Below are 21,345 nucleotides of genomic sequence, written 5' to 3'. Positions count from 1 at the left end.
CCGTCAGCTCAAAGCTGAGACAGCTTCTCCAGCATCTGGTCCGACGTCTGGACCGACTTGCTGTTGATCTCATACGCACGCTGCGTCTGGATCATGTTGACCATTTCTTCCACCACGTTCACGTTGGACGTTTCAACGTAGTTCTGATTGAGCGCGCCCACGCCGTTCGAGCCCGGGTTGGCCAGGTTGGCCGTGCCCGACGCTTCGGTTTCGGCGTACAGGTTTTCGCCCATGCTGCGCAGGCCGGCCGGGTTGATGAAGTTGGCCAGCTGGAACGTGCCCACCTGCGTGTTGTTGACCGTGCCCGGCGTAGTGACCGTCACAACGCCGTCCTTGCCGATGGTCAGGCTGGTGGCGTTCTGCGGCACCGTCACGGCCGGCTGGACCGGGTAGCCGCTGGAGGTCACAAGCTGCCCCTGCGCGTTGATCTGGAAGCTGCCGTCACGCGTGTAGGCCAGCGTGCCGTCGGGCATCTGCACCTGGAAGAAGCCGTTGCCGTTGATGGCCACGTCGGTCGAGTTGCCGGTCTGCTGCAGGTTGCCCTGCGTGTGCAGACGCTCGGTGGCAACGATGCGCGTACCGGTACCGATCTGCATGCCCGAAGGCAGCGTGGTCTGTTGCGACGACTGCGCACCCGGCTCGCGCACGTTCTGATACAGCAAGTCTTCGAACACGGCGCGCGAGCGCTTGAAGCCCGTCGTGTTGACGTTCGCCAGGTTGTTCGAGATGACATCCAGCTGCGATTGCTGGGCGTCCATCCCGGTTTTGGAAATCCACAGGGAGCGAATCATGTTCGAGTCCTTGGTTGATTCAATTCATTGCGCCGGCCGTTCAGGCGTGGCGCAGCAGTTCATTGGCCGACTGGGCGTTCGTGTCGCTCGTGTGCAGCGACTTCATCTGCATTTCCAGTTGGCGCGAGATTTCGATCATGTTGACCAGCGAATCGGTCAGGTTGACGTTGCTGCCTTCCAGCGCCCCGCCGGTCACACGGACTTTCTCATCCACATCGGCATCCTGGCCGTCGCGCTGGCGGAACAGGCCATCGGCGCCGCGGTCGATGTTCGACGGGTCGATGCTCACCAGCTTCAGACGGCCCAGCGACACAGGCGGCGTACGGCTGTCGGCGCTGATCGCGTTGACCGTGCCGTCCTTGGCAAACTGCACCGTGGTGTCGGGCGGCAGCGTGATCGGGCCGCCATCGCCCAGCACCGGCTGGCCGGAGAGCGTCTGGATCGTGCCGTCAGGACCGAGCTGGAACGTACCGGCGCGGGTGTAAGCCTCGCCGCCATCGGGCGTCTGCACGGCAAAGAAGCCTTGCCCGTCGATGGCCACATCCAGGCTGCGGCCGGTGGTCTCGATCGGGCCGGGCGCGAGGTCCGTACCGATGGCCGAGGCCATCACGTAGCTGCGCGTGGGCGAGCCATCGCCTTGCACACCCACCGTATGGAACGCGTCGATCTGCGCCTTGAAGCCGGTGGTGCTGGCGTTGGCGAGGTTGTTGGCACTGGCAGCCTGTTGATCGAACAGGTGCTTTACGCCAGTCATCGACACGTAGATCGAGCGGTCCATGCGAGTGTCCTTGGTGTGCGGTCAGTCAGCTTCGGGCAACGACGATTACATCGTCACCAGGGTCTGCAGGATGGTGTCCTGCGTCTTGATGGTCTGCGCGTTGGCTTGATACGAGCGCTGGGCAATGATCATGTTGACCAGCTCGGCAGACAGGTCCACGTTGGATTGCTCCACCGCCGACGATTGCAGCAGGCCGAACGAACCCATGCCCGGCGTGCCCAGGTTGGGGGCGCCCGAGTTGGACGTTTCCACCCATTGGTTGCCGCCGATGTTCTGCAGACCTTCGGGCGACTTGAAGTTGGCCATGGCAACCTGGCCCAGCGTCGACGTGCGGCCGTTGGAGTAGCGCGCGGTGACGGTGCCATCGGTACCGACCGCATAGCTGGCCAGGCGGCCGGTGGCGTAACCGTCTTGCGTCACGCCCGGGGCGGTGTCGTTATAGCCGCCGCCGTACTGCGTGGTGCCCGTGAAATCCATGCTGGCGATGCTCATGCCGGCGAAGGCCGTGGCGATCTTGCTCGGCGTGGAAGTCAGCTGGCCGCTGCTGTTGAACGTCAGCGACGTCACCGGGTTGCCGCCGGTCGGGTTGTTGCCGTCAACTTGCGAGTACACATCCCAGCCTGCGGCGGTGCGCACGTAGTAGTTGGTCAGCATGTGGGCCGTGCCCGTGCCGTCGTACACCTGTTCCGAAACGGAGTGGTTGAACGTGGCCGAGTTGGTGGCCGAGAACGGCGTGGTGGTCGGCACCGTGGCGGCAGCATCCAGGTTCACGCCGAACGCGGTGTTGGTGGTCGCCAGCGGCGCCAGGTCGTTGACGGGAATCTTCAGGTTGGTCAGCACGGCGGTGTTGACCTTGCCGGTGGAATCCACGCCGTAGCCGGTCAGGTTCTGGCCGGTGGCCGAGATGATGAAACCGTTCTTGTCGGTCTGGAACTGGCCGTTACGCGTGTACGACACCTGGCCGCTGGACGGGTCGACCATGCGGTAGAAGCCCGTGCCGTTGATGGCGATATCCAGCGGGTTGCCGGTGTTGGTCACGTTGCCCTGCGTGAACGACTGCGACACCTTGGTCACACTCACGCCCTGGCCGATCTGGTTATCGGACGCACCCACGAGCGAGCGTGCGTACACGTCGCCAAACTCGGCGGTCGATTTCTTGTAGCCGACAGTGTTGGCGTTTGCCACGTTGCTGCCGATCACGTCGAGGTTTGCAGAGGCGGCGTCGAGACCGCTCAGGCCTTGCTGGAATCCCATAGTGTTCTCCCGTAGAAGATAAAAGCGCGGGGTCTGCCCGCAGTTGACCGGTAATTACTGAATCGATGCAACGTCGGACAGCTTGGCGGTTCCGCCAGACGCCAACGCCAGCTGCATCGTGCCGTTGTTGATGGTGACGCCAGCCACCTTGTCGGTGCCGAGCGCGTTTGCCGTGACGACCTTCCCACCCTGCGTGGCCGTCACCTTGATGGAATAGGCGCCGTCGGCGAGCTGGTTGCCCTTGTCGTCTTTGCCGTTCCACGTGTAGTTGCCACTGCCGGCTGCCATCTGGCCGAGGTCGACGGTGCGCACAGCCAAACCCGCAGCGTTCGTGATCGTGACGACGACATCGTCGGCACCGGTGGGCACCGAGACGCCGAAGTTGGCGGCGCCCGAAGCCAGCGTCAGGTTGTTGGTCGGCACCTGCACGGTGCGGCCGATCATCGACGACGCCTGCGTGGTCGCGTTCTGCGTGAGCATGCTCGACATCGTGGTGTTCAACTGCTGGATGCCGTTCACAGTGTTGATCTGCGCAAGTTGCGAGGTCATCTGCGAGTTGTCCATCGGGTTGAGCGGATCCTGGTTCTTCAACTGCGCCACGAGCAGTTGCATGAACGTGTTTTGCAGGTCGTTGCCGCTGGTGATGGCGAGCTGGTTGCCGGAGGTCGTACCCGCGGTGCTGGTGGTGTTGGTGGTTGAGCTGACGGTCATGTTCGTGTCTCGCTAGGAAGGTGCCGCTTACTGGCCCAGGGTCAGAGCCTTGGAGGCCATCGTCTTGGTGGTGTTGGCGACTTCCACGTTGGCCTGGTACGAGCGCGACGCAGAAATCATGTTGACCATTTCGTCCACCACATCGACGTTCGGCATGGTCACGTAGCCGTCGGCATCGGCCAGCGGGTTGCCCGGCTGGTGCATGCGCTTCATGGGGGTGACGGTGTCTTCCACCACGCGGTCGACCGACACGCCGGTGGCGTAGTCGTCAGACTCCTGCGCGGGCGAGAACACCACCTGCTTGGCGCGGTATGCCTTGCCGTCCGGGCCCGTCACGCTTTCGGCGTTGGCCAGGTTGGAGGCGACCACGTTCATGCGCTTGGACTGCGCGGTGAGCGCGCTGCCAGCTACATCCATCACCTTGAATAGCGACATGTTGATTCCGATGTCTTCAAATACTGTTGCCGGCATTGCTGCCGAACCGATCCGGTTGTTCTGTATGGCGGCTTGCTCCGGACCGATCTTTCCCGGCCCGGAGCGCCACACAGTTCCCGCCCCTCTTTCGCCGCGCGTGATTGCAGCGCGGTCGTCTTAATGCCTGTCTGCTGCTCTTGCTGCTCTTGCTGCTCTTGCTGCTCTTGCTGCTCTTGCTGCTGGTGCTACATCGCGCGCTAGCTGTTCTGAATGGCCGCCAGCATCGACTTGATCTTCTGCGTCACGATGCTCAGATCGGCCTCGTAGCGCACGGTGTTATCGGCAAAGCGCATGCGCTCACCATCCATGTCAACCGTGTTGCCATCGATGGACGGCTGCTGCGACGTGCGGTACTGCACTTCGCCCTGCAGTGCCTTGGTCTGCTGCGACAGCGACGCTTGCATCAGCGACACATCGCCGGCCGGTGCGCCATCCACTGTCAGATGGCCTGAGGCCGTTGCCGTCATCGGCAGGCTGTTACCGCTTTGCTGGCCGACCGCCTTCTGCAGCGCCGACTGAAAATCGAAGTCGCGCGCCTTGTAGTTGGGCGTATCGGCGTTGGCGATGTTCGAGGCCAGAATCTGGTGGCGCTGCGAGCGCAGGTGCAGCGCCTGCTCCTGAAAACCGAACAACTGATCCAGCTTGTCGACCATGTCTGTCATTCCTTGCGCGTGGCGCCCTGGTTACTGCTGCCACCCGCCTGGGTTGCGTTCTGTGTTGCGTTTGCGTGTTGCGCGTTCCCTTCGGCCGGAGAACTCGGCATCAGCGGCCCCTTCAAAACCGCCGATGCCGTCTCCAAAACCGCTGAACCGCTTGTCATGCTGAGTTGCCGTCATGCAACCTCAGTGGAAAAGACCTGTCTGCGAATCCGATATCTGGCCGAAGAATGGGCAACCTGGCCGTCTACCGGGGCAGGCTGTACGGCCAGGAACCGCACAACGCCAGGGACTTCACCACGTTGCAAAGTCTAGGGGCCGGTGTGCAAGACCATTCGTCCGAATAAGGGGGGGATTGGCCGACATTTCCGCATTTGGCGTTCGCGCACGCGTGGCTAAACTTCACCGGACTTTTGATGAAGGGGCTCTCCATGTCCACGCGGTTTGCACGCAGCGCGCACCACCAGAACCGACCTGCCGCCACGGCCATGCCGCTGGCTGGGCGCAAGCGCCAGCTGTTGTTGATCCTGGCGCTGGGCCTGCTGGCGAGCATCGCGCACCCGATCCTGGCGCACGCACAGGGCATGGTGCGCGTCGGCTATCCGCCGGCCCAAGCCGTGCAACAGCCCGCGCAGCCCACCACCATCCAGGGCCCGAACGCCATCCAGATGCAGATTCAGCAGCAACTGCAGTCGCAACTGGACATCCTGGGCGGCACGAATGAAACGGGAGCGCCACGTGCGTCGGTGGAAGTGGGCCCCGTGGATGCACGCGTGGCCAACCAGCCTTGCGACCAGATCGACCTGATGCTGCCCGCGGCCAACCGCCTGCGCGGCCGTATACAAGTGGGCGTGCGCTGCCGCACGCCTCACGCCTGGGCGGCCTGGGTGCCGGCCACGATTCAGATTACGGGGACGTATTACGTCGCCTCGCACCAGCTCCCGCCGGGCAAGACGCTTGATATGGGGGATCTGGAAGCCCGCACGGGCGACCTGTCGATGCTGCCGGCCTCGGTCGTGCAACAGCCGGCCGATGTGGTGGGGCGTGTACTGCTCACAAGCGTGGCCGCCAACCAGCCGCTGCGCGCCGAAAGCCTGCGCCTGCCGGTTGCCGTGCAAGCCGGCCAGACCGTCAAGCTCATCGCCGAGGGCGGCGGCTTCCAGGTCAGCAGCGACGGCCGAGCCATGAACCAGGCTGCCGTGGGCCAAGTGGCGCAGGTGCGCACTGCCAACGGCAATGTCGTCTCCGGTATCGCGCAGTCCGCCGGCGTCGTGGCGATCCAGTTTTGATGCCAAATTGATAACGATAGATCACTTTCACACTGTGATGCGTTATCGTTACCTGCCGCTAAAGTTTGGGCCGGGGTTGGCCGATATGGGTGTTAGGATGAACGCGCTCTTCGGAGACACCCGTGAAAATCAACCATATCGTGAACAACACGCCGGCCGTTGCGCCGACCAAGGACGCTGCGTCCGGGTCGACGCGCGCGACCGGTTCGTCCCCGGCCGCTACGACGGCTTCGGGCACTACGCGCCACACCGGCGATGCGCCGTCGCTGTCGGTCCAACAAGTCTCGCGCCAAGTGGGCAGCGGCGACTTCGATGCCGCGCGCGTCGAGCAGATCCGCAGTGCCATTCAGAATGGCACGCTCAAGATGGACGCCGGCAAGATCGCCGATGCGGCGCTTTCCGACGCGCAATCGCTGCTCTCCACGCGATCCAAGAAGGTCTGACGGGGGGTTCCCGTCGTCCGTCCCCTGTATTTTCTGACGCCGCCGGTCCGTTCGGACCGATCGCGGCGGGGCGGTGTGCCAGCCGGCGGCTGCCCAAGCTTCCAAGCCTGAGCCTGAGGTAGTCACCATGGATAACACACTGCTGATCCGCACCCTTGCCGACGAGCAGGAACTGCTGCGCGCAGCCACCCTCACCCTGGATGCCGAAGCGCAGGCGTTGCGCGATGGCGACATGGTCGAGCTCGAACGCATCACCCAGACCAAGCAGAAACAGCTCGCCGCGCTGGGCGAGGCCGACCGCGACCGCCGCCTGTGGTGGGCTCAGCACGGCGGCGCCGATCCGTACGGGCTGGTCAAATACCTGCGTACCGATGAAACCGCCAGCCGCCTGTTCGACGAGAACCTGGCCCTGGCCCGCCTGCTGCGCCAGCGCAACATCGACAACGGCACCCTGATCGACCTGCGCCTGCGCGCCACGCAGAACGCGCTGTCCGTGCTGCATGCTGCCAACAATGGCGGCGGCACCCCTTATGGCCGCGACGGCAAGCAACCGCTGTCGATGCCACGCTTCTCGGTCGTCGCGCAATAAGCCACCACAACACGTTTTTTGGGTACAAAAGCCCCGCTTTACGCTCACGTCAATGGGCGTGAAGTGGGGCTAGCTGCTGCTGCCTGATCCTGCTATCTATAGGGGGTCTAGCACACCACCGATCGGGGTAAACAAAAAGGTTTACATCCCATTGATGGGTGCAACAAGCATGCTGGGGATTTATTCTGCGATTTTGGCGGGGTTAATCCTCCGCGCCTGGCGACATAAACAAGAAAAACCGGAAGGAATTTGCGCCTGAATGGCGTGCCAAGGTTTCGGCCCGGTGGCACCGCATTGCGGTGACCGCCGGTTGAACGGGGAAATATACCGAGACCGCACGCCAGAAGCATTTCCACAAGCACGGCCATATTGATTTTGGACCTGCTGGGTTCAAATAGACGCGGCAACAAGCTGATTCCGGAAATGGGCAAACAAACCATAACCAGACAGGCGGCGCAGTGAAATCAATCGTAGTGGAGGCACACCCTTTGGTGCGTGCCGGCGCGACCCATGTGTTGCAATCCTTGCCGGCCATCACAGAAGTGGTCAGCGTCGAGCCAGACGAAGCTCTCTTTGAAAACCTCGCGGCGCATGCGGACGCCGAACTGGCCCTGATCGGCCTGCCCTTACCCGGCATCGACGATCTGCCAGCCCTCTCCCGACTGTTGCAACAGCCGCATCCCCGGCATGTCGCCGTACTGGGCGAAACCGACTCCGCTGCGCACGTGCGGACGCTGATGCAATTGAATGTCTCGGCCTATCTGCTGAAAAGCTATTCCGGCAAATTGATTGCAGCGGCATTGGAATTGGTGCTCGCCGGCGGCCGTTATGTGCCGGCGTCGATCGTGCTGACACGGCCTGAAGCCATTGCGGCAGGTTCTGCCAACGGTAATGACGATGGCGCATTGCTCGGCCTGACGCAGCGTCAATATGAGATTCTCGTCTTGCTCTCGCGCGGGCATCCGGTCAAAACCATCAGCCGCATGCTGAGTATTTCCGAGGCGACAACCAAGGCGCATATCAACGCGCTGTATCGCCGGCTGGAAGTGCGCAGCCGTACCGAGGCCGTCTTCGTCGCCACGCAACGCGGCGCCATGCTGCTGAATCAGCCGAACATTGGGGCGGAGTCCTCTTCGCAGCCCTCACCGCCGCTGCGCCTGGCGCGCACGGGCTGACGCTCAGCTCTTACCCGTCTTCCGCATAACAAAAAACGGCGCCCGGAATCCGGACGCCGTTGTAAATGCCCGCCCGCGGTGTCGAGACGCGGACGGTGACAAGGAAAGCAGAACGCGAAAGGCTTAGAACTTTGCGCGGATGCCTACACCGAAGGTGTCGGCCGTCGAAAGGTCCGACACCTTGTCGCGGAAGTACGCCGCATACACATCGGTGCGCTTGGACAGCGAATAGTCGTAACCGACCGCCCAGGTGTTGCGTTTCACGTCAGCCGCACCCGAGGTCTTCGTGTACGCGTACGACGCCAGGATGCTGCCCGGGCCCACCGGCACCGACACGCCCAGTTGGCCGCCGTTGCTCTTCGCGTCGCCGGTGCTGATCGTGTTCTTGATGTACTGGTATTGGCCGTACACCTTGACCACGCCAAAGTCATACGTGGCACCCAGCTGCCCCGCCGTCTGGCGCGCAAAGCCTGCCACCAGGCTGTTCAGGTCGCCAGGCGCGCCGTCGTAGCGCACCTGCTGGAACGCCGCCGTAGCTGCAAAGTTGCCGCGGAAGTACAGCAGGCTGCCGCCCCACTTGTTCTGACCGTTGTGGCCGGCTTGCTCGCCCGCGCCGTAGATCAGGTTAGCCGTCAGGCCGCCCATGTCCGGCGTGGAATACATGATCGAGTTGTCCCAGCCCGAATCCCCCACCAGACCCGAGATGCCCGCGGCGCCCGAACGGCCGTTGCCGAGGTAGGTGTGGAACACCATCGGCGAGAACGTGTATGAATCGATGAACGGATTAAACAGGATCGTCGAAACGAAGTACGGCGGGGTGTTACGACCGAGCTTGATCGAGCCCCAGCTGTTCGACTGCAGACCGACAAACGAATTACGTGCGAAGAAGTGGTCGCCATCAAAGCGGCCGGACTTGCCCGTATCGGGGCGGAAGAACGCTTCCAGGGTGAAGATTGCCTTCAGGCCGTTGCCCAGATCTTCGCTGCCCTTGAGACCCCAGTACGACGTCGACATACCGCCCGAGTTGACGCCCCAGGCGCGGTCCTGACCCAGGTTTTTGGTGGCGCCCGCCCAGGCATCCACCTGACCGTACAGCGTCACAGACGATTGAGCCTGCGCCGCGCCTGCGGTCAGACCAGCGGCGGCGGCCAGCACGGCCAGCGAAAAACGTCGCTTGAGTTGCATTATTGATTTCTCCCTCTTGTGGTTCCGGTGTGTTGAATCGACTGAATCAGCATTGGGGCGGCAGGTGGCTCAACCCGCCGCCGCTGAGATGGCGCCGTGAATGCAACTGCCGTGCCAATACGCTGTCGGCAAAGCGTCGCTTCACAAATAAATATGTTTTCGGGGGAAGGGGCGCAGACTAGCTTGAATACTTTAGGCGGACAAGTCCCCATCGCGGGGTGTGTGGCGCCGTTTCTGCACCGGTCTGGCGCAGTGCGCTTTCAGTCGTTTTGGAGCACGCGGATGTCGACTTCGCGCGTGTAGCGCTCGGGGGAAAAATCGCAGTACGTGAGGGAGATCGGTACATCAGCCACGCTGTAGCCGATACGACGCACACGGACCAGCGGCACGCCGGCTTCCACGCCGAGCTGCGCGGCCTGGTAAGCATCGGCCACACAGGCCAGCGGAGCCTCGCGAGAGCGCGCAATGGTCAGGTTGGCGCGCTGAAAGACTTGCACGAACAGGCGATCTTCAAAGTCGCGCGCCTCGAGCATCGCCGCAAGCCGGGACGTGAGCCACGTACGCAGCAGCATGATGGGCTGCCCATCCACCTGGGCGCGGCGCTCGACAAACACCACCTGCGCGCCCACCGCCAGGTCAAGCGCGGCAGCCACGGTCTCGTCGGCCGCCTCCAGTTGAAATGCACTGACCGTATAGACGGCGCCCGGGACGTATTCCAGCGCGGCGTCGGACTGGCCCGGCGCGTACAGCACCGGCCGATGCGGTCCCACGCGATCGAGCACCACGCTCCGCTGCCCTCGCGAGCGCCGGAGCAGCCCGCGCGCCGCCAGCTCATTCAGCGTGCGGCGCGCCGTCAAGCGCGATACGCCGTAGCGCTGGGCGACTTCGTTCTCGCTGGGCGCAATGCTGCCGGCCGGCAAAGTTCCGTGCAGGATGTCGAGCCGAATGCGGTCGGCCAGTTCGAGATATTTGGGCAGGCGGGGCGTCATGCCGTCGTTATACAGGAACGATCATCGTGCGCAGCAATGCAAAAGGCCCACCGGACAGGTGGGCCTTTTGCATTGCACGCTTGCGCGCGCGTCAGGCAGCGCCTGGCAGATCAGGCGATCAGGAATTTATCGCGGTTCTTGCCGATCCAGGCCGGAGCACGGCCGCGGCCGGACCACGTTGCGCCCGTCTTCGGGTCACGGTACTTGGCCGGCACCGGCGCTTTCGCACCGGCACGGCGGCCGCGACGCTGAGCCAAGCCCAGGTCTTCAGCCGTCAGGCCATATTCGGCAACCGTCTGGCGCACTTGCTGGATCACCGCTTCCAGTTCCTTGGCGCGCGCAGTTTCGATCTGCTCTTCCAGTTTGGCCTTTTGTGCAATCAATTCCTTGTATGTCGCCATATGCGCTCCCAATAAATTCTGGTGTGAAGTCTGGTGTGGATCAGATATTAGATCAATTGTATTCATAACTGAAATCAAATTTCAACGTTTTTGATCGTTCCCCTTCAAACGGCTCCACTCAGCAAGGAATCAACTCGTGGCACACCGGATGCTCAGTTTCAACCGGAAAACCGGATTGACGCATCGGATTAGCGTACGCGATCATGCAAAGCCGCAGGCTGGTATCGCGCTGCATTTCAGTGCCACCACCATAGCAAGCGCAGCCGGGTCCCGCAATTCCGGCTTTTGCCGCAAGCAGCAATCCGCAGCAGTACAGCAAACGCAATATCAACTCATACGCAGGCCGCAGCGTGCGCGTCTGCCATGCAACGCGATTGGATCCGCCATGGCATGCCCATTCGGGTTTGTCAGTAAATCGATTCAAAGCACCACCCTCATGGTTGCAGTTGGACGAGACAACAATGAATACGCCCTTGCCGCGTCGTTTTTACTATCTGCCTTTGCTTGTTGGCGTACTGGCAGGCATCCTCTTTGCCGCCGCGACCTTTTTCTTTCCCGAACGTTCAGTCGAACGGATCAGCGCTTATTTCATCCTGACAATGGGAACATGCGTTTTGATGTGTGCAATCGGGTTGGCACTGACGCATTGCTGGATAGATCAGCATTTCGCCACGCAGCAAGGTAGAAATGGCGTGGATACTGAAATAGGATCAGCGCCCTCAGCCCAGCCGCAGCAAGCCGTTTTGAAACCCGCAACCCATAAGAACAACAGCGGGGCCGACAAAGCGAATCCGGAATGTGTTGTATCGACCACAAACTAGACTTTGCGCCGCGCACGAGTTTTGCGCATCATGAACAGCACTGCCCCCGACTTCCGGTAGACGGCGCGTTCTTATTGCGCGCCTCCGAAGTCCACGCTTAATGAGAGAGGACGGGCGATACCTCAGGTTGGAGCGCGGGATGCCAGACGAAATTTCCTACCCGTTGTCGGCGCAGAGCCTTCCGGTTCCGCTCTATGTGGTGCTCGAAGGCCGCATCGTCTTTGCCAATGCGGCGGGCGTCTGCATGGTGCGGGCGCTGTCGGCCGATCAACTGCTTGGCGAGCCCTTCTCGCGCTTCTTCCAGGACATGCCCACGTGGCTGGAGACGCATACCGGCGAAGACGCCGATGTAAGCCAGCCCGATGCTGGGGCCATATCGCCAGCACAACTTGTCTCAGCCCTTTCCGCAGGCGATTCCAACGAGGTGGTCAGCGTTCGGCTGACGGTCACGCCGACCCGCTTTGACGGGCTGCCGGCGCAGCAGGTTGTCGTGCACGGATTGCCGCTGCCGCTCGATGCGCAGCTGCCTGGCAAGGCCGGCGAACGCGTGCTGAGCGCCGAGGCCATTGGTGCAGCGCTGCCGCACGAGCATCTCGATCATCTGCTTTCCACGCTGCCGTCCGCCGCGTCGCTGGGCGAGCGGTTGCATGCCGCGCTGCGGGCGCTGGAAGCGGCCTTGCCGTCGGCGCTGTGCGTGGTGGTGCGCGTCGTCTCGGGGCGCGCGAGGCTCTATGGCACGCAGCGTGCCCGGGCCAAGTTGGCATTGCGCGACGATCACGCAGCGCACCTGCCCACCGCAGCACAGGGTGAGTTCGATATCGAACTGGCCCGCATCGCACCGCTGCTCAATGAGCTGGCGCCCATCGAACTGATTCGCGAAACCAATGCGCCCGCGGCTTTGCGCGAAGCGGTCGTCCGCGTGTTGGATACCGCGCAGCCGACATGGCTGTGCCGCATCCCGGCCCAGCATGGCGGCATGGCCGTCGCCGATGATCTGCTCTGCCTCTTCTTCCCAACTGCCAACCCGCCCGACGACTCAACGTTGCGCGCGGAGTGCGGCCGCTACATCGCCGCGTTGGTCAAGCTGCTGCGCCTGGAGAATGAATATCGCCAGGCCCGCGAGCTGCGCGATCAGTACCGGCTGGTCGTCAATCATTTGAGCGAGGGCGTGCTGACGCTGTCCACCGATGGCCGCGTGCTGTCGTACAACCGCAGCGCGGCCGAGATTCTGCGCATGTCCGGCGCATCATGGAAAGGCCGCCCCCGTGTGGCACTGAACGACATGATGCTGGGCGAAGACGGCGCCATCCTGCCGCGCGCCGCATGGCCCTCCACGCTGGCCGCCCGCACGGGGCGCGCAATCAGCAACGTCGTTGTGGGTGTGCCGGCCGGGAATGGGCAGATCGTGTGGCTGCGTGAATCGGTGTTGCCGATGTTCTCACCGGACAGTGCCTCACCGCATGCGGTGCTGGTCATCTTTACCGATATCACGGCCGAGCGCTCCGCTTACGAGCAACTTCGTCTGCTGGAGACCAAAGATTCGCTCACGGGTCTGCCCAATCGGGCGGCGTTCATCGAGCGGCTCGATGCGCGGCTGACGCTGCCGTCCACGGGCGAATCCGCGCTGCTGTATATCGGGCTCGACCACTTCAAAACCGTGAACGAGGCGATGGGGCACCACGTGGGCAACCAGGTGCTGAACATGGCGGCGCAGCGCATCCGCAGCCAGGCGGGTCAGCGCGCCTTGCTGGCACGCCTGGGGGGCGATCAGTTTTGCGTGGCCATCGATGATCCGAGCGCCGCCGACACACTCGCGCAACAGGTGCTCGACGCGCTGGCCCGCCCGTTTACCGGCGGCGAGCGCGAGGTGCATCTGTCAGCCAGCATTGGCGTAGCGGCCTACCCGGAAGATGGCGCCGATGCGGCTTCGCTGGTCAGCCATGCTGAAGCCGCCATGTACCGCGCCAAGGAAAGCGGCCGCAACCGCATCACCCGGTATTCGCGCACGCTGGAAACACAGATGCTGCGCCGCTTCACACTCAACGAGCGCATGCGGCGTGCGCTCGGGCGCGGTCAGGTGCGGCTGGTGTATCAGCCCAAGTACGCGCTGGACTCTGGCGAACTGGTGGCGGTCGAGGCGCTGATGCGGTGGTCCGACCCCGAGCTGGGCGCGGTGTCGCCCACCGAGTTCATCGACGTGGCGGAAGAGTCGGGCTACATCCTCGAACTTGGCCGCTGGGCGCTCATGCAAGCCTGCGCGCAGGGCGAGGCATGGGCGCGCAAATTCGGCTTCACGGGGCGTATGGCGGTAAATGTGTCCGCGCGGCAGTGCGATGCCGGCGTGATCGAGCGCGACGTCGACGAGGCGCTCAAGGCGTCGGGCATGGCGCCGGGCCGGCTGGAGCTGGAGTTGACGGAAAGCGTGCTGCTGGCCGACCGGCAATCGACACAGCGTTTGCTGATGAGTCTGGCCGCGCGGGGCGTGCGCATCTCGCTCGATGATTTCGGCATCGGGTTCTCGTCGCTGTCATACCTGCGCAGCTTGCCGATCCACAACATCAAGATCGATCGATCGTTCATCAGCGGCGTACCCGGGGTGGCCGACTGCGTGGCGCTCACCAAGACCATCATCGCGATGGCCCGCGCACTGAACATGACGGTCACGGCCGAGGGTGTGGAGACCCCAGAGCAATCGGCTTTCTTGTCTGCACATGCGTGCGACGAGGTGCAGGGTTTCCTGTTTGGGCGGCCGCTGGAAGTGTCGGCGCTGGAAGAGTTGCTGCGCAGTCGAAGCCGCGCACAGGCATAAAAAAACGGACCCAAAGTTTTAACCTCGGGTCCGTTTCTTTTAGGTCGACGCTAGTGTCGAACGGAAATCAACGCGTCGATACGTTGCCCACCAGGCCGCCCAATGCGGCACCACCAAGCGTGGCACCCGGACCACCAATCAAAGCAGCGCCGGCTAACCCGCCCACACCCGCGCCAATAGCGGTATTGCGTTGACGTGCCGTCATGTCGGCACAGCCGGTTGCCGTCAGCAGCGTGGCACCGGCCAGCAGAATCGTCAGTACCCGAACCATGTTCTTCTCCTTGAATGCGTCGGTCGCGATCAAGCCATCGCGTAACGAAAGTCTGGGCAACGGGCGTTCGACTTGCTGTTTCAAGTTGTAATCAATCGTTGCAATGTGCTGGCCATCCTCGCCGACAAGTCCGTGCCACATTCGCGAGCAGCGCCGATCCAAACCCGTCGCCACGCGGGTCGGGTGGTGTTTCCCACAGACTTATCCACATGTTCTGTGCATAACCCGCCTCGCCCGCCGAGACCCAAGTCACAAAAGGGCTTGACGGGTTTCGGCAAACGTGCAGATCACATAAAACGTGTGCGTGCAGGGCAAGTTATCCACATCGACGGGCGCTGTTACATCGTGCAACAAACCCTTGTGCGTCAAGCGCTTGCGCGAGGTTCTGCAAGCGGTGTGCGCATTGCTGTGGACAAGTCGCACCACCCTCAAAAACGGCTGAAGCGCTCGATCAGTTCGAACCCAGGGCGCTAGGACTACACGCGCAATATCAGGCCGCTTCGATCATGCCGGTAAGACTGACGCTTCGACTTCTCGCGGGCGCCGTGCACAGTCCAACGCTGCTGCGCAGGCGTCGTCCGACGGTGTCTCTAGAAACGGCCGCAACAATGCCAGTATCTGGTCGCGTACCTTGTGAACCGCATGCGTCGTAGGATTCCGGTCATGGAGCTGCCTGGCGTTGTGCAGAAACTGGAACGAAGGCCAATACGTCGCCACGATGACCGCACAGCGGCAAGCAGTTTCCAGTTGAGCCAGGCGCGGCCCGCCCTGATGCTCAGATCGGTCTACGCAGAGCGCGGTGCTCAGAGCATGCACGCTTTGGTCGACCAGTTCCTTGAACCCTTGCTCAAGCGTCCGGCTTGATGCAATCAGCCCATTCATGTCCCGGTAAAGAAACCGGTATTCCCAGACGCACTCGAGCACCTTGAGAAGGCGTTCGGATAGGCGCTCGCCCGACAGGGCGCCGCCCGGACGACCACGGAGTTGCGCCTGCATGTCGCGTTTGAAGTAGTCGAAGAGATGCATCACGACCGCTTGCTTGCCGCGAAAGTAGTAGTAAAAATGGCCGGGGCTCATGTCGAGCCCCGCACAGAGGCCGGTGGTCGTGACGCTTGCCACGCCGACCTCGTTAAAGGTCTTCAAGGCGTAAGCCACGATCCGCTCGCGTGTTTGACTTGCTTGGTCGCCGCAGATCGGTGCGCCGTGTGGCGGTTTCGGTGTGATACGCCTCATGCCTGGTCATCCAAGCGGCGGCACGTCGGCACGTGCGACGCTTGCCCCGCTCGCTATCCGCTCGCGGGCAAAATCGGCAAGCGTGCGCAGTGCCTCAACCGCGGAGCGTAGATAAAACGATTGAAGGTGGAAGACATGCCAACGCGCAGCGTGAACCTCAATGCGGCACGGCACGTCGCAGCTCGTAGCGTGCTCTGCCAGCCGGGTGGCATCCGATCGCAGCACTTCGTGCTCGCCAACCTGGATCAACATGGGCGGCAGTCCACGTAAGTCGACCTCGAGCGGCGTGTGCTCAGCGGCTCCGGCGGGTGCCTGGTACCAGCGCAGCCCTTGTTCGAGCCAGCCGCGGCGGATCATTGGATCGTGGGTCCGCTCAGACACCAGCGTGTCGCCGCTCAACGTGGCATCGGTCACGGGTGAGATCAGCAGCAGGCATGCAGGAGCGGTATCGCCGCGCTCCCGCAATGCAAGCGCCAGGGCCAGGGCCAGTGCGCCTCCGGCAGAGTCGCCCGCGACGACGATCTTCTCTGCCGCATAGCCCTGGCTGCGCAGCGCGTCGTAGCACGCCAGTGCATCGTGCAGCGCGGCAGGGTAAGGGTGCTCGGGCGCAAGCCGGTAGTTGGGCACGCAGATCGGCATGCCAGATTCCACCGCCAGGCGGGTCGTAATGCTGCGGTGCGTGCCCGAGCCTCCGAGGCAGAAGGCACCTCCGTGCAGGTAGAGCATGGCGCCGTCGGTCTCGCCACGTTTGGGCGCCACCACTTCAACCGGCACGTCGCCGACCAAGTCCCGGTAGCGGATCACTCCGATCACGCCCGGCATGAGCGGAGACAGCACGCGCACGACGCTGCGCTGAACGGCAGCACCGAAAGGCGGCCCGATGAGCGAGCGAAAACCGATACGCAGGAAGTTGCGCAGGAACCATGCATTGGCCGCTTCCCACCACCCTTGCGGTTCGGCCACGGCAACGCCGGCGGTCAAGCCCACCGATCCTGGCAGCGCTCGCGTCAGGCGGTATGCCTGCAGGCTCGAAAACCGGGTCAGCCAGCGGTAGGTCAACGTGAAGCCAGGCCAATTGGTGCTGTTGTGGCCGCTTGCATCCACGTACCAGCTCTTGCACCCGCTCCAGACGGTTTTCGCCAGGCGCTGCTGAATATGCGCATTGAAACGCCGGTAGCGTCGCGCATCCGTTTCGATGCTGGTCGTATGGGTTGCTGTCATCGCTTTGCAGCAGCGGATGACGTGGGCGATCTGGCTCTCCAGCATGTAGACGATGGAGTTATGCCCAAGATTCGTGTTCGGGCCGTACAGCATGAAGAAGTTGGGAAAGCCCGGTACGGTCAAGCCCAGGTATGCCTCAGCACCGCGTCGCCAGGCATCGTTCAGGTCCAGGCCCGCGCGTCCGGTAATCCGCATGGGCGAAAGGAATTCAGTGGCGGCAAAACCTGTGCCGTAGATGATGGCGTCGACCTGGTGGCGCGTGCCGTCAATGGTTTCGATGCCGCCTGGGGTCACCCTGCGGATGCCTTCGGTCACCAGGTGAACGTTGGGCTTGCTCATGGCCGCGAGGTATTCGCTTGAGAGCAGGATGCGCTTGCAGCCGATCGGATAGTCGGGCTGGAGCTTGGCGCGCAGCGCGGCGTCAGGAACCTGCTTTGAGAGCAGTCGCCGGAAGGGCACGCCCACCGCCAGTTGCATGAGCCCCTTGAAGCGCGTGAACGCCAGCGCGCGAGACTCATAGCGCGCGTAGATCATCGCGCGGTGCAGCTTCATCGCCCATGGCAGCGCCCGGAACACTGCCTTCTCCCAGGGCCGATAAGCGCGATCAGGGCGAGGCATGATGTAGGCCGGCGAGCGCTGGAAGACCGTGAGTTGCTGCACGGTATCCGCGATGGCCGGCACGAACTGGATGGCCGATGCGCCCGTTCCCACCACCGCCACGCGCTTGCCTGAGAGCGCATAGCCGTGATCCCAGTGCGCGGAGTGGAAGGTGTGCCCCTTGAAGGTTTCCATGCCCGGCAATTGCGGGAAGGCGGGGCGGCTCAACTGCCCAGTGCCGCTGATGAGCAGCGTGGCGCTGAGCGTTGTCCCATCCTGTAGCGTGACCTGCCAGACCGAATGCTGTTCGTCATACTGCGCACGCGCGACTTCCGCGCCGAATCTGATGTGCGGCTCGACGGCGTATTTGCGCGCGCAATGCTGCAGGTACGCGTGGATTTCCGCTTGGGGCGCAAAGATGCGCGACCAGTTCGGGTTGGGCTCGAAAGAGAAGGAATACAGGTGTGAGGGCACGTCGCACGCCGCCCCCGGATAACTGTTGTCGCGCCAGACACCGCCAACGTCATGTGACCGCTCCAGGATGACGAAGTCGTGCAGCCCGGCCCGCTTGAGCGCCACGGCCATGCCAATGCCGGCAAAGCCCGATCCGATGATGATGGCTGCGTGCGGTGTTGCCGCGTCGGAAGAGCGGTTGGGGTTAGCTGAAAGCATGGCTGCTTTCCTCCAAGGCATTGAATTGGGACTGCGCGGGCACGGAGACCGCTTCGCGTGGCGCTGGCTGGACCCGGCTGCGGCCCCGCATCATGTCGACCGCCTTCTCGGCAATCATGATCGTTGGCGCGTTGGTGTTGCCGCCGATGAGCGTGGGCATGACAGAAGCATCAACAATGCGTAGGCCCTCCAGACCTCGCACGCGCAGTTGAGCGTCCACGACGGCGTGCGGGTCGTTGCCCATCCGGCATGTGCCGACCGGGTGGTAGACGGTGTCGGTGCGCTGCCGCAGGACCTCGCGAATCTCGTCGTCGGTGCTCACGTTGGCGGTGAACACATCCTTCGTGATCCATTCAGCCAGCGCCGGTGCCTGCATCAGCCTGCGCGTGAGTTTGAAGCCCGCCACCATGTCTTCGAGATCCTGCGGGTCCTGGAAGAACGAGGGGTCGATTAGCGGCGCGTGCTGGGGGTTGTTGCTCTGCAGGGTGACGGAGCCGCGGCTGCGCGGACGCAGCAGGCAGACATGGCAAGACAGCCCATGACCCAGATGAAACGACCGCGCATGGTCGTCCACCAGCGCGACGACAAAATGGAGCTGGACGTCGGGCATCGCGAGCCCGGCACGGGTCTTGAGAAAGCCGCCGCCTTCGGCAAAGTTTGACGTGAGCGCGCCTCGCCGTTCCTGGCGGAATCGTCGGATCTCTTTCAGCATGCGCAGGCCGCCACCGAGCGACACGCCCATCGTGTCGAGGCTGCGCGCCCGGTAACCGAAGATGAAGTCCGGATGGTCTTGCAAGTTCTTGCCCACCCCCGGCAGATGCGCGCGCGTCTGAATGCCGAGACGATCCAGTTCATCAGAAGGGCCGATGCCGGAGAGCATCAGCAACTGGGGGGTCTGGAATGCGCCGGCGGCCAGCACCACTTCGCGGCGTGCCCGCACGGTGTGAAGCTGGCCGCCTTGCAGGATTTCAACGCCCACGGCCCGCTTGCCCTCGAACAGGATGCGCTGGACTTGGGCGTGCGTCTTGACGCTCAGGTTGTCTCGCCGCCCGATGTGCGGCAACAGGTAGGCGCGTGCTGCGCTCCACCGCTCACCGTGCTTTTGCGTCACCTGGTAAATGCCGACGCCTTCCTGTTCTGCACCGTTGAAGTCATCCGTTAGCGGCAATCCCGCTTGGCGTGCGGCTTCCAGGTAGCGTGCTTGGAAAGGGTTGTCGGAGCGCAGGTCGCTGACCCAAAGCGGGCCATCCCGGCCATGCCATGCGTTATCGAGCCGCTCGTTGTGCTCGCTGAGCCGAAAATACGGCAGCACGTCTTCATAGGACCAACCGACATTGCCGCGCGCGGCCCAGTCGTCGTAGTCATTGCGATGCCCGCGTATGTAGACCATCGCGTTGATCGCCGATGAACCACCCAATGCCTTGCCACGCGGTTGATATCCCCTGCGGCCGCCAAGCCCGGGCTGAGGCACGGTCTCGAATGCCCAGTTGTTGAGCTTGGTCGGCAGCATCGCAACGGCGCCGGTCGGGATATTGATGACGGGTGCACTCCCGCCACCGCCTGCCTCCAAAACGCAGACCGTCACCGCCGGGTCTTCAGTGAGTCGCCCTGCCACGACGCTGCCGGCGGACCCGCCGCCCACAATGACGTAGTCGAAGATGTTGCCCATGTTGTTGTCTCCACAATGTTTTTTTGAACCAAGCGCTGTAAGCCGCCAGCCGCTTGGCAAGCCGACGTGCAAGGCTGGCGCCACGGGCTCGGGAAGATCTGGGTCTTCCTGGAAGCGGGGGTTGCAAACACCACCGGAGCGGCATATCGGATGCGCTTGATGTTGCTTCCGGCATGGGAAAACACCAATGGCGCGCGGGGACAACTGTTTTAGTATTTGGGCCAAATGGCACGTCCCAAGGGTTTCTCCGTATGCGTTTCTGGGAGTTCACTCGGAGCCCGGCCAGCGCGCGCTTGCTGGTCGATTTCGGGCAGGAGCGTGGGCTTTCGCCGGTAAAGCTGCTGGCCGGCACGCAGCTGTCGCTGGCCCAACTGTCCGACCCGAATGTGGAGCTGACCGCTGCGCAGGAGCTGCGCGTGGTTGGCAACCTGCTGCGCCTGTTGAAGCATCCGCCAGGGCTCGGACTGGAGCTGGGGCTGCGCTACCACTTTTCGGCGTATGGGGTGTGGGGCTACGGCCTGATCAGCAGTGCCACGGCGGGCGATGCCATGGCGTTAGCCCTGCGTTTCCTGCCGCTCACCTACGCATTTACCGTGATCACGTATCACGAAGAAGGCCACCTCGCCGTGCTGAGTTTTGGCGAGCCGGAGCTGGCCGATGAGGTGAAGCGGTTTGTTGTGGAGCGCGACATGGCCGCCGCCGCGATCTTGCTGAAGGAAATCGGAGGAGACGACTTTGCACTCTCTCGTTTTACGCTCAGGGCCAGCCCTCCGCTCACGCGTGGACCTTCTCCGATGCGCCGGAAGCTCTTCGCCGCGGAGCCGGAATATTCAGCGCACGTCAACAGTCTTGCGTTCGACCGAACATTTCTGAGCCGGCCACTGCCACACGCCAACCCCATCACGGCATCGATGTGCGAGCAGATGTGCAGCCGCCTCATAGAAGAGCGGCGCTTACGTGTGGGCACGGCGGCAATGATCCGCCATTACTTGAGCGCAGCGCCAGGCAACACGCTCTCTACGCTAAGCAGCATGGCGCGCCTGATGAACACCAGCGAACGCACGCTCAAGCGTCGGCTGCACGATGAAGACACAACCTTCAGGGCGTTGCTGGCCGAATCACGCGGCGCGATGGCCGAGGCGCTGCTCAGGGAAGGTGAACTTGCGCTCGGCGAGATCGCGGAGCGGCTTGGCTTCGCCGACTTGTCCACGTTCTCGCAGGCCTTCAAGCGGTGGTACGGCGTGGCGCCCAGCACGTTCCGCATCCAGGGCTTGTCTATCGACGACGAGACGGATTGAGTTTGACCCTACGCCGGAA

The 21,345-nt window shown here is 63.0% G+C and carries 21 protein-coding genes; 7 read left to right on the top strand and 14 right to left on the bottom strand.

Going from position 1 to position 21,345, the window contains the following annotated elements:
• Window positions 1-8: 8 nt before the first annotated feature.
• The 6 genes from flgG to flgB all read right to left on the bottom strand — a co-directional run bounded on the left by flgG (window position 9) and on the right by flgB (window position 4,661).
• Window positions 9-791 carry a flagellar basal-body rod protein FlgG gene (flgG, locus tag BM136_RS06365; RefSeq protein ID WP_009240010.1) on the bottom strand — a complete coding sequence of 261 codons (783 nt, stop codon included), beginning with the start codon at window positions 789-791 and terminating at the stop codon, window positions 9-11.
• Between the two features lie 40 nt (window positions 792-831).
• The gene (gene flgF, locus BM136_RS06360) at window positions 832-1,569 is read right to left on the bottom strand and encodes a flagellar basal-body rod protein FlgF (protein WP_024977569.1); all 738 of its coding nucleotides are present in this window, start codon (window positions 1,567-1,569) and stop codon (window positions 832-834) included.
• A gap of 45 nt (window positions 1,570-1,614) precedes the next feature.
• The gene (flgE, locus tag BM136_RS06355) at window positions 1,615-2,823 is read right to left on the bottom strand and encodes a flagellar hook protein FlgE (RefSeq protein WP_092971053.1); all 1,209 of its coding nucleotides are present in this window, start codon (window positions 2,821-2,823) and stop codon (window positions 1,615-1,617) included.
• Window positions 2,824-2,877: 54 nt separating this feature from the next.
• On the bottom strand, window positions 2,878-3,534 hold the full coding sequence (locus BM136_RS06350; RefSeq protein ID WP_092971052.1) for a flagellar hook assembly protein FlgD: 657 nt from the start codon (window positions 3,532-3,534) through the stop codon (window positions 2,878-2,880).
• Between the two features lie 27 nt (window positions 3,535-3,561).
• The gene (gene flgC, locus BM136_RS06345) at window positions 3,562-3,969 is read right to left on the bottom strand and encodes a flagellar basal body rod protein FlgC (RefSeq protein WP_004631403.1); all 408 of its coding nucleotides are present in this window, start codon (window positions 3,967-3,969) and stop codon (window positions 3,562-3,564) included.
• 236 nt (window positions 3,970-4,205) lie between these two features.
• Window positions 4,206-4,661: a flagellar basal body rod protein FlgB gene (flgB, locus tag BM136_RS06340; RefSeq protein WP_024977565.1), complete on the bottom strand. Its 456-nt coding sequence runs from the start codon at window positions 4,659-4,661 to the stop codon at window positions 4,206-4,208.
• A gap of 434 nt (window positions 4,662-5,095) precedes the next feature.
• On the opposite strand from flgB, the gene flgA reads away from it, so the two are divergent.
• The 4 genes from flgA to BM136_RS06320 all read left to right on the top strand — a co-directional run bounded on the left by flgA (window position 5,096) and on the right by BM136_RS06320 (window position 8,160).
• Window positions 5,096-5,953, top strand: a complete 858-nt coding sequence (flgA, locus tag BM136_RS06335) for a flagellar basal body P-ring formation chaperone FlgA (RefSeq protein WP_092971346.1) — start codon at window positions 5,096-5,098, stop codon at window positions 5,951-5,953.
• A 122-nt stretch (window positions 5,954-6,075) separates the two neighbouring features.
• A complete protein-coding gene (gene flgM / locus BM136_RS06330) occupies window positions 6,076-6,396 on the top strand; it encodes a flagellar biosynthesis anti-sigma factor FlgM (RefSeq protein ID WP_092971051.1) in 321 nt (106 codons plus the stop codon).
• A gap of 127 nt (window positions 6,397-6,523) precedes the next feature.
• Window positions 6,524-6,985 carry a flagella synthesis protein FlgN gene (locus BM136_RS06325; protein WP_004631399.1) on the top strand — a complete coding sequence of 154 codons (462 nt, stop codon included), beginning with the start codon at window positions 6,524-6,526 and terminating at the stop codon, window positions 6,983-6,985.
• Between the two features lie 458 nt (window positions 6,986-7,443).
• Window positions 7,444-8,160 carry a LuxR C-terminal-related transcriptional regulator gene (locus tag BM136_RS06320; protein WP_092971050.1) on the top strand — a complete coding sequence of 239 codons (717 nt, stop codon included), beginning with the start codon at window positions 7,444-7,446 and terminating at the stop codon, window positions 8,158-8,160.
• Window positions 8,161-8,283: 123 nt separating this feature from the next.
• On the opposite strand, the gene BM136_RS06315 is transcribed toward BM136_RS06320, so the two are convergent.
• The 4 genes from BM136_RS06315 to BM136_RS25125 form a co-directional block, all read right to left on the bottom strand.
• Window positions 8,284-9,345: a porin gene (locus BM136_RS06315; RefSeq protein ID WP_092971049.1), complete on the bottom strand. Its 1,062-nt coding sequence runs from the start codon at window positions 9,343-9,345 to the stop codon at window positions 8,284-8,286.
• A gap of 260 nt (window positions 9,346-9,605) precedes the next feature.
• Window positions 9,606-10,334 carry a GntR family transcriptional regulator gene (locus tag BM136_RS06310; protein ID WP_092971048.1) on the bottom strand — a complete coding sequence of 243 codons (729 nt, stop codon included), beginning with the start codon at window positions 10,332-10,334 and terminating at the stop codon, window positions 9,606-9,608.
• A 110-nt stretch (window positions 10,335-10,444) separates the two neighbouring features.
• A complete protein-coding gene (locus tag BM136_RS06305) occupies window positions 10,445-10,735 on the bottom strand; it encodes an H-NS histone family protein (protein WP_009240021.1) in 291 nt (96 codons plus the stop codon).
• Between the two features lie 118 nt (window positions 10,736-10,853).
• Window positions 10,854-11,159, bottom strand: coding sequence for a hypothetical protein (locus BM136_RS25125; RefSeq protein ID WP_139219352.1), 306 nt, complete (start codon window positions 11,157-11,159; stop codon window positions 10,854-10,856).
• Window positions 11,160-11,196: 37 nt separating this feature from the next.
• Between BM136_RS25125 and BM136_RS25120 the strand changes: the two genes are divergently transcribed.
• Together BM136_RS25120 and BM136_RS06300 are read left to right on the top strand one after the other, a co-directional pair.
• Window positions 11,197-11,556, top strand: coding sequence for a hypothetical protein (locus BM136_RS25120; RefSeq protein ID WP_139219351.1), 360 nt, complete (start codon window positions 11,197-11,199; stop codon window positions 11,554-11,556).
• 139 nt (window positions 11,557-11,695) lie between these two features.
• The gene (locus BM136_RS06300) at window positions 11,696-14,365 is read left to right on the top strand and encodes a putative bifunctional diguanylate cyclase/phosphodiesterase (RefSeq protein ID WP_092971047.1); all 2,670 of its coding nucleotides are present in this window, start codon (window positions 11,696-11,698) and stop codon (window positions 14,363-14,365) included.
• A 67-nt stretch (window positions 14,366-14,432) separates the two neighbouring features.
• On the opposite strand, the gene BM136_RS06295 is transcribed toward BM136_RS06300, so the two are convergent.
• The 4 genes from BM136_RS06295 to BM136_RS06280 all read right to left on the bottom strand — a co-directional run bounded on the left by BM136_RS06295 (window position 14,433) and on the right by BM136_RS06280 (window position 20,028).
• A complete protein-coding gene (locus BM136_RS06295) occupies window positions 14,433-14,636 on the bottom strand; it encodes a hypothetical protein (RefSeq protein WP_009277078.1) in 204 nt (67 codons plus the stop codon).
• A gap of 504 nt (window positions 14,637-15,140) precedes the next feature.
• A complete protein-coding gene (locus BM136_RS06290) occupies window positions 15,141-15,869 on the bottom strand; it encodes a TetR/AcrR family transcriptional regulator (RefSeq protein ID WP_092971046.1) in 729 nt (242 codons plus the stop codon).
• 6 nt (window positions 15,870-15,875) lie between these two features.
• Window positions 15,876-18,359, bottom strand: coding sequence for a flavin-containing monooxygenase (locus BM136_RS06285; protein ID WP_092971045.1), 2,484 nt, complete (start codon window positions 18,357-18,359; stop codon window positions 15,876-15,878).
• Entirely contained in the window at window positions 18,346-20,028 is a 1,683-nt protein-coding gene (locus BM136_RS06280) for a GMC family oxidoreductase (protein WP_092971044.1), read from the bottom strand. The genes BM136_RS06285 and BM136_RS06280 overlap by 14 nt, the downstream gene beginning before the upstream one ends.
• A 251-nt stretch (window positions 20,029-20,279) precedes the next feature.
• Here BM136_RS06280 and BM136_RS06275 point away from each other — a divergent pair, with 251 nt between their 5' ends.
• Window positions 20,280-21,326, top strand: a complete 1,047-nt coding sequence (locus tag BM136_RS06275; protein WP_092971043.1) for an AraC family transcriptional regulator — start codon at window positions 20,280-20,282, stop codon at window positions 21,324-21,326.
• The last annotated feature ends 19 nt before the right edge of the window (window positions 21,327-21,345 follow it).

The organism is Ralstonia sp. NFACC01, assembly GCF_900115545.1.
Lineage (GTDB): Bacteria > Pseudomonadota > Gammaproteobacteria > Burkholderiales > Burkholderiaceae > Ralstonia > Ralstonia mojiangensis.
The sequence above is the reverse complement of the archived record's forward strand: the minus strand, read 5'-3'. Positions and strand labels throughout refer to the sequence as shown.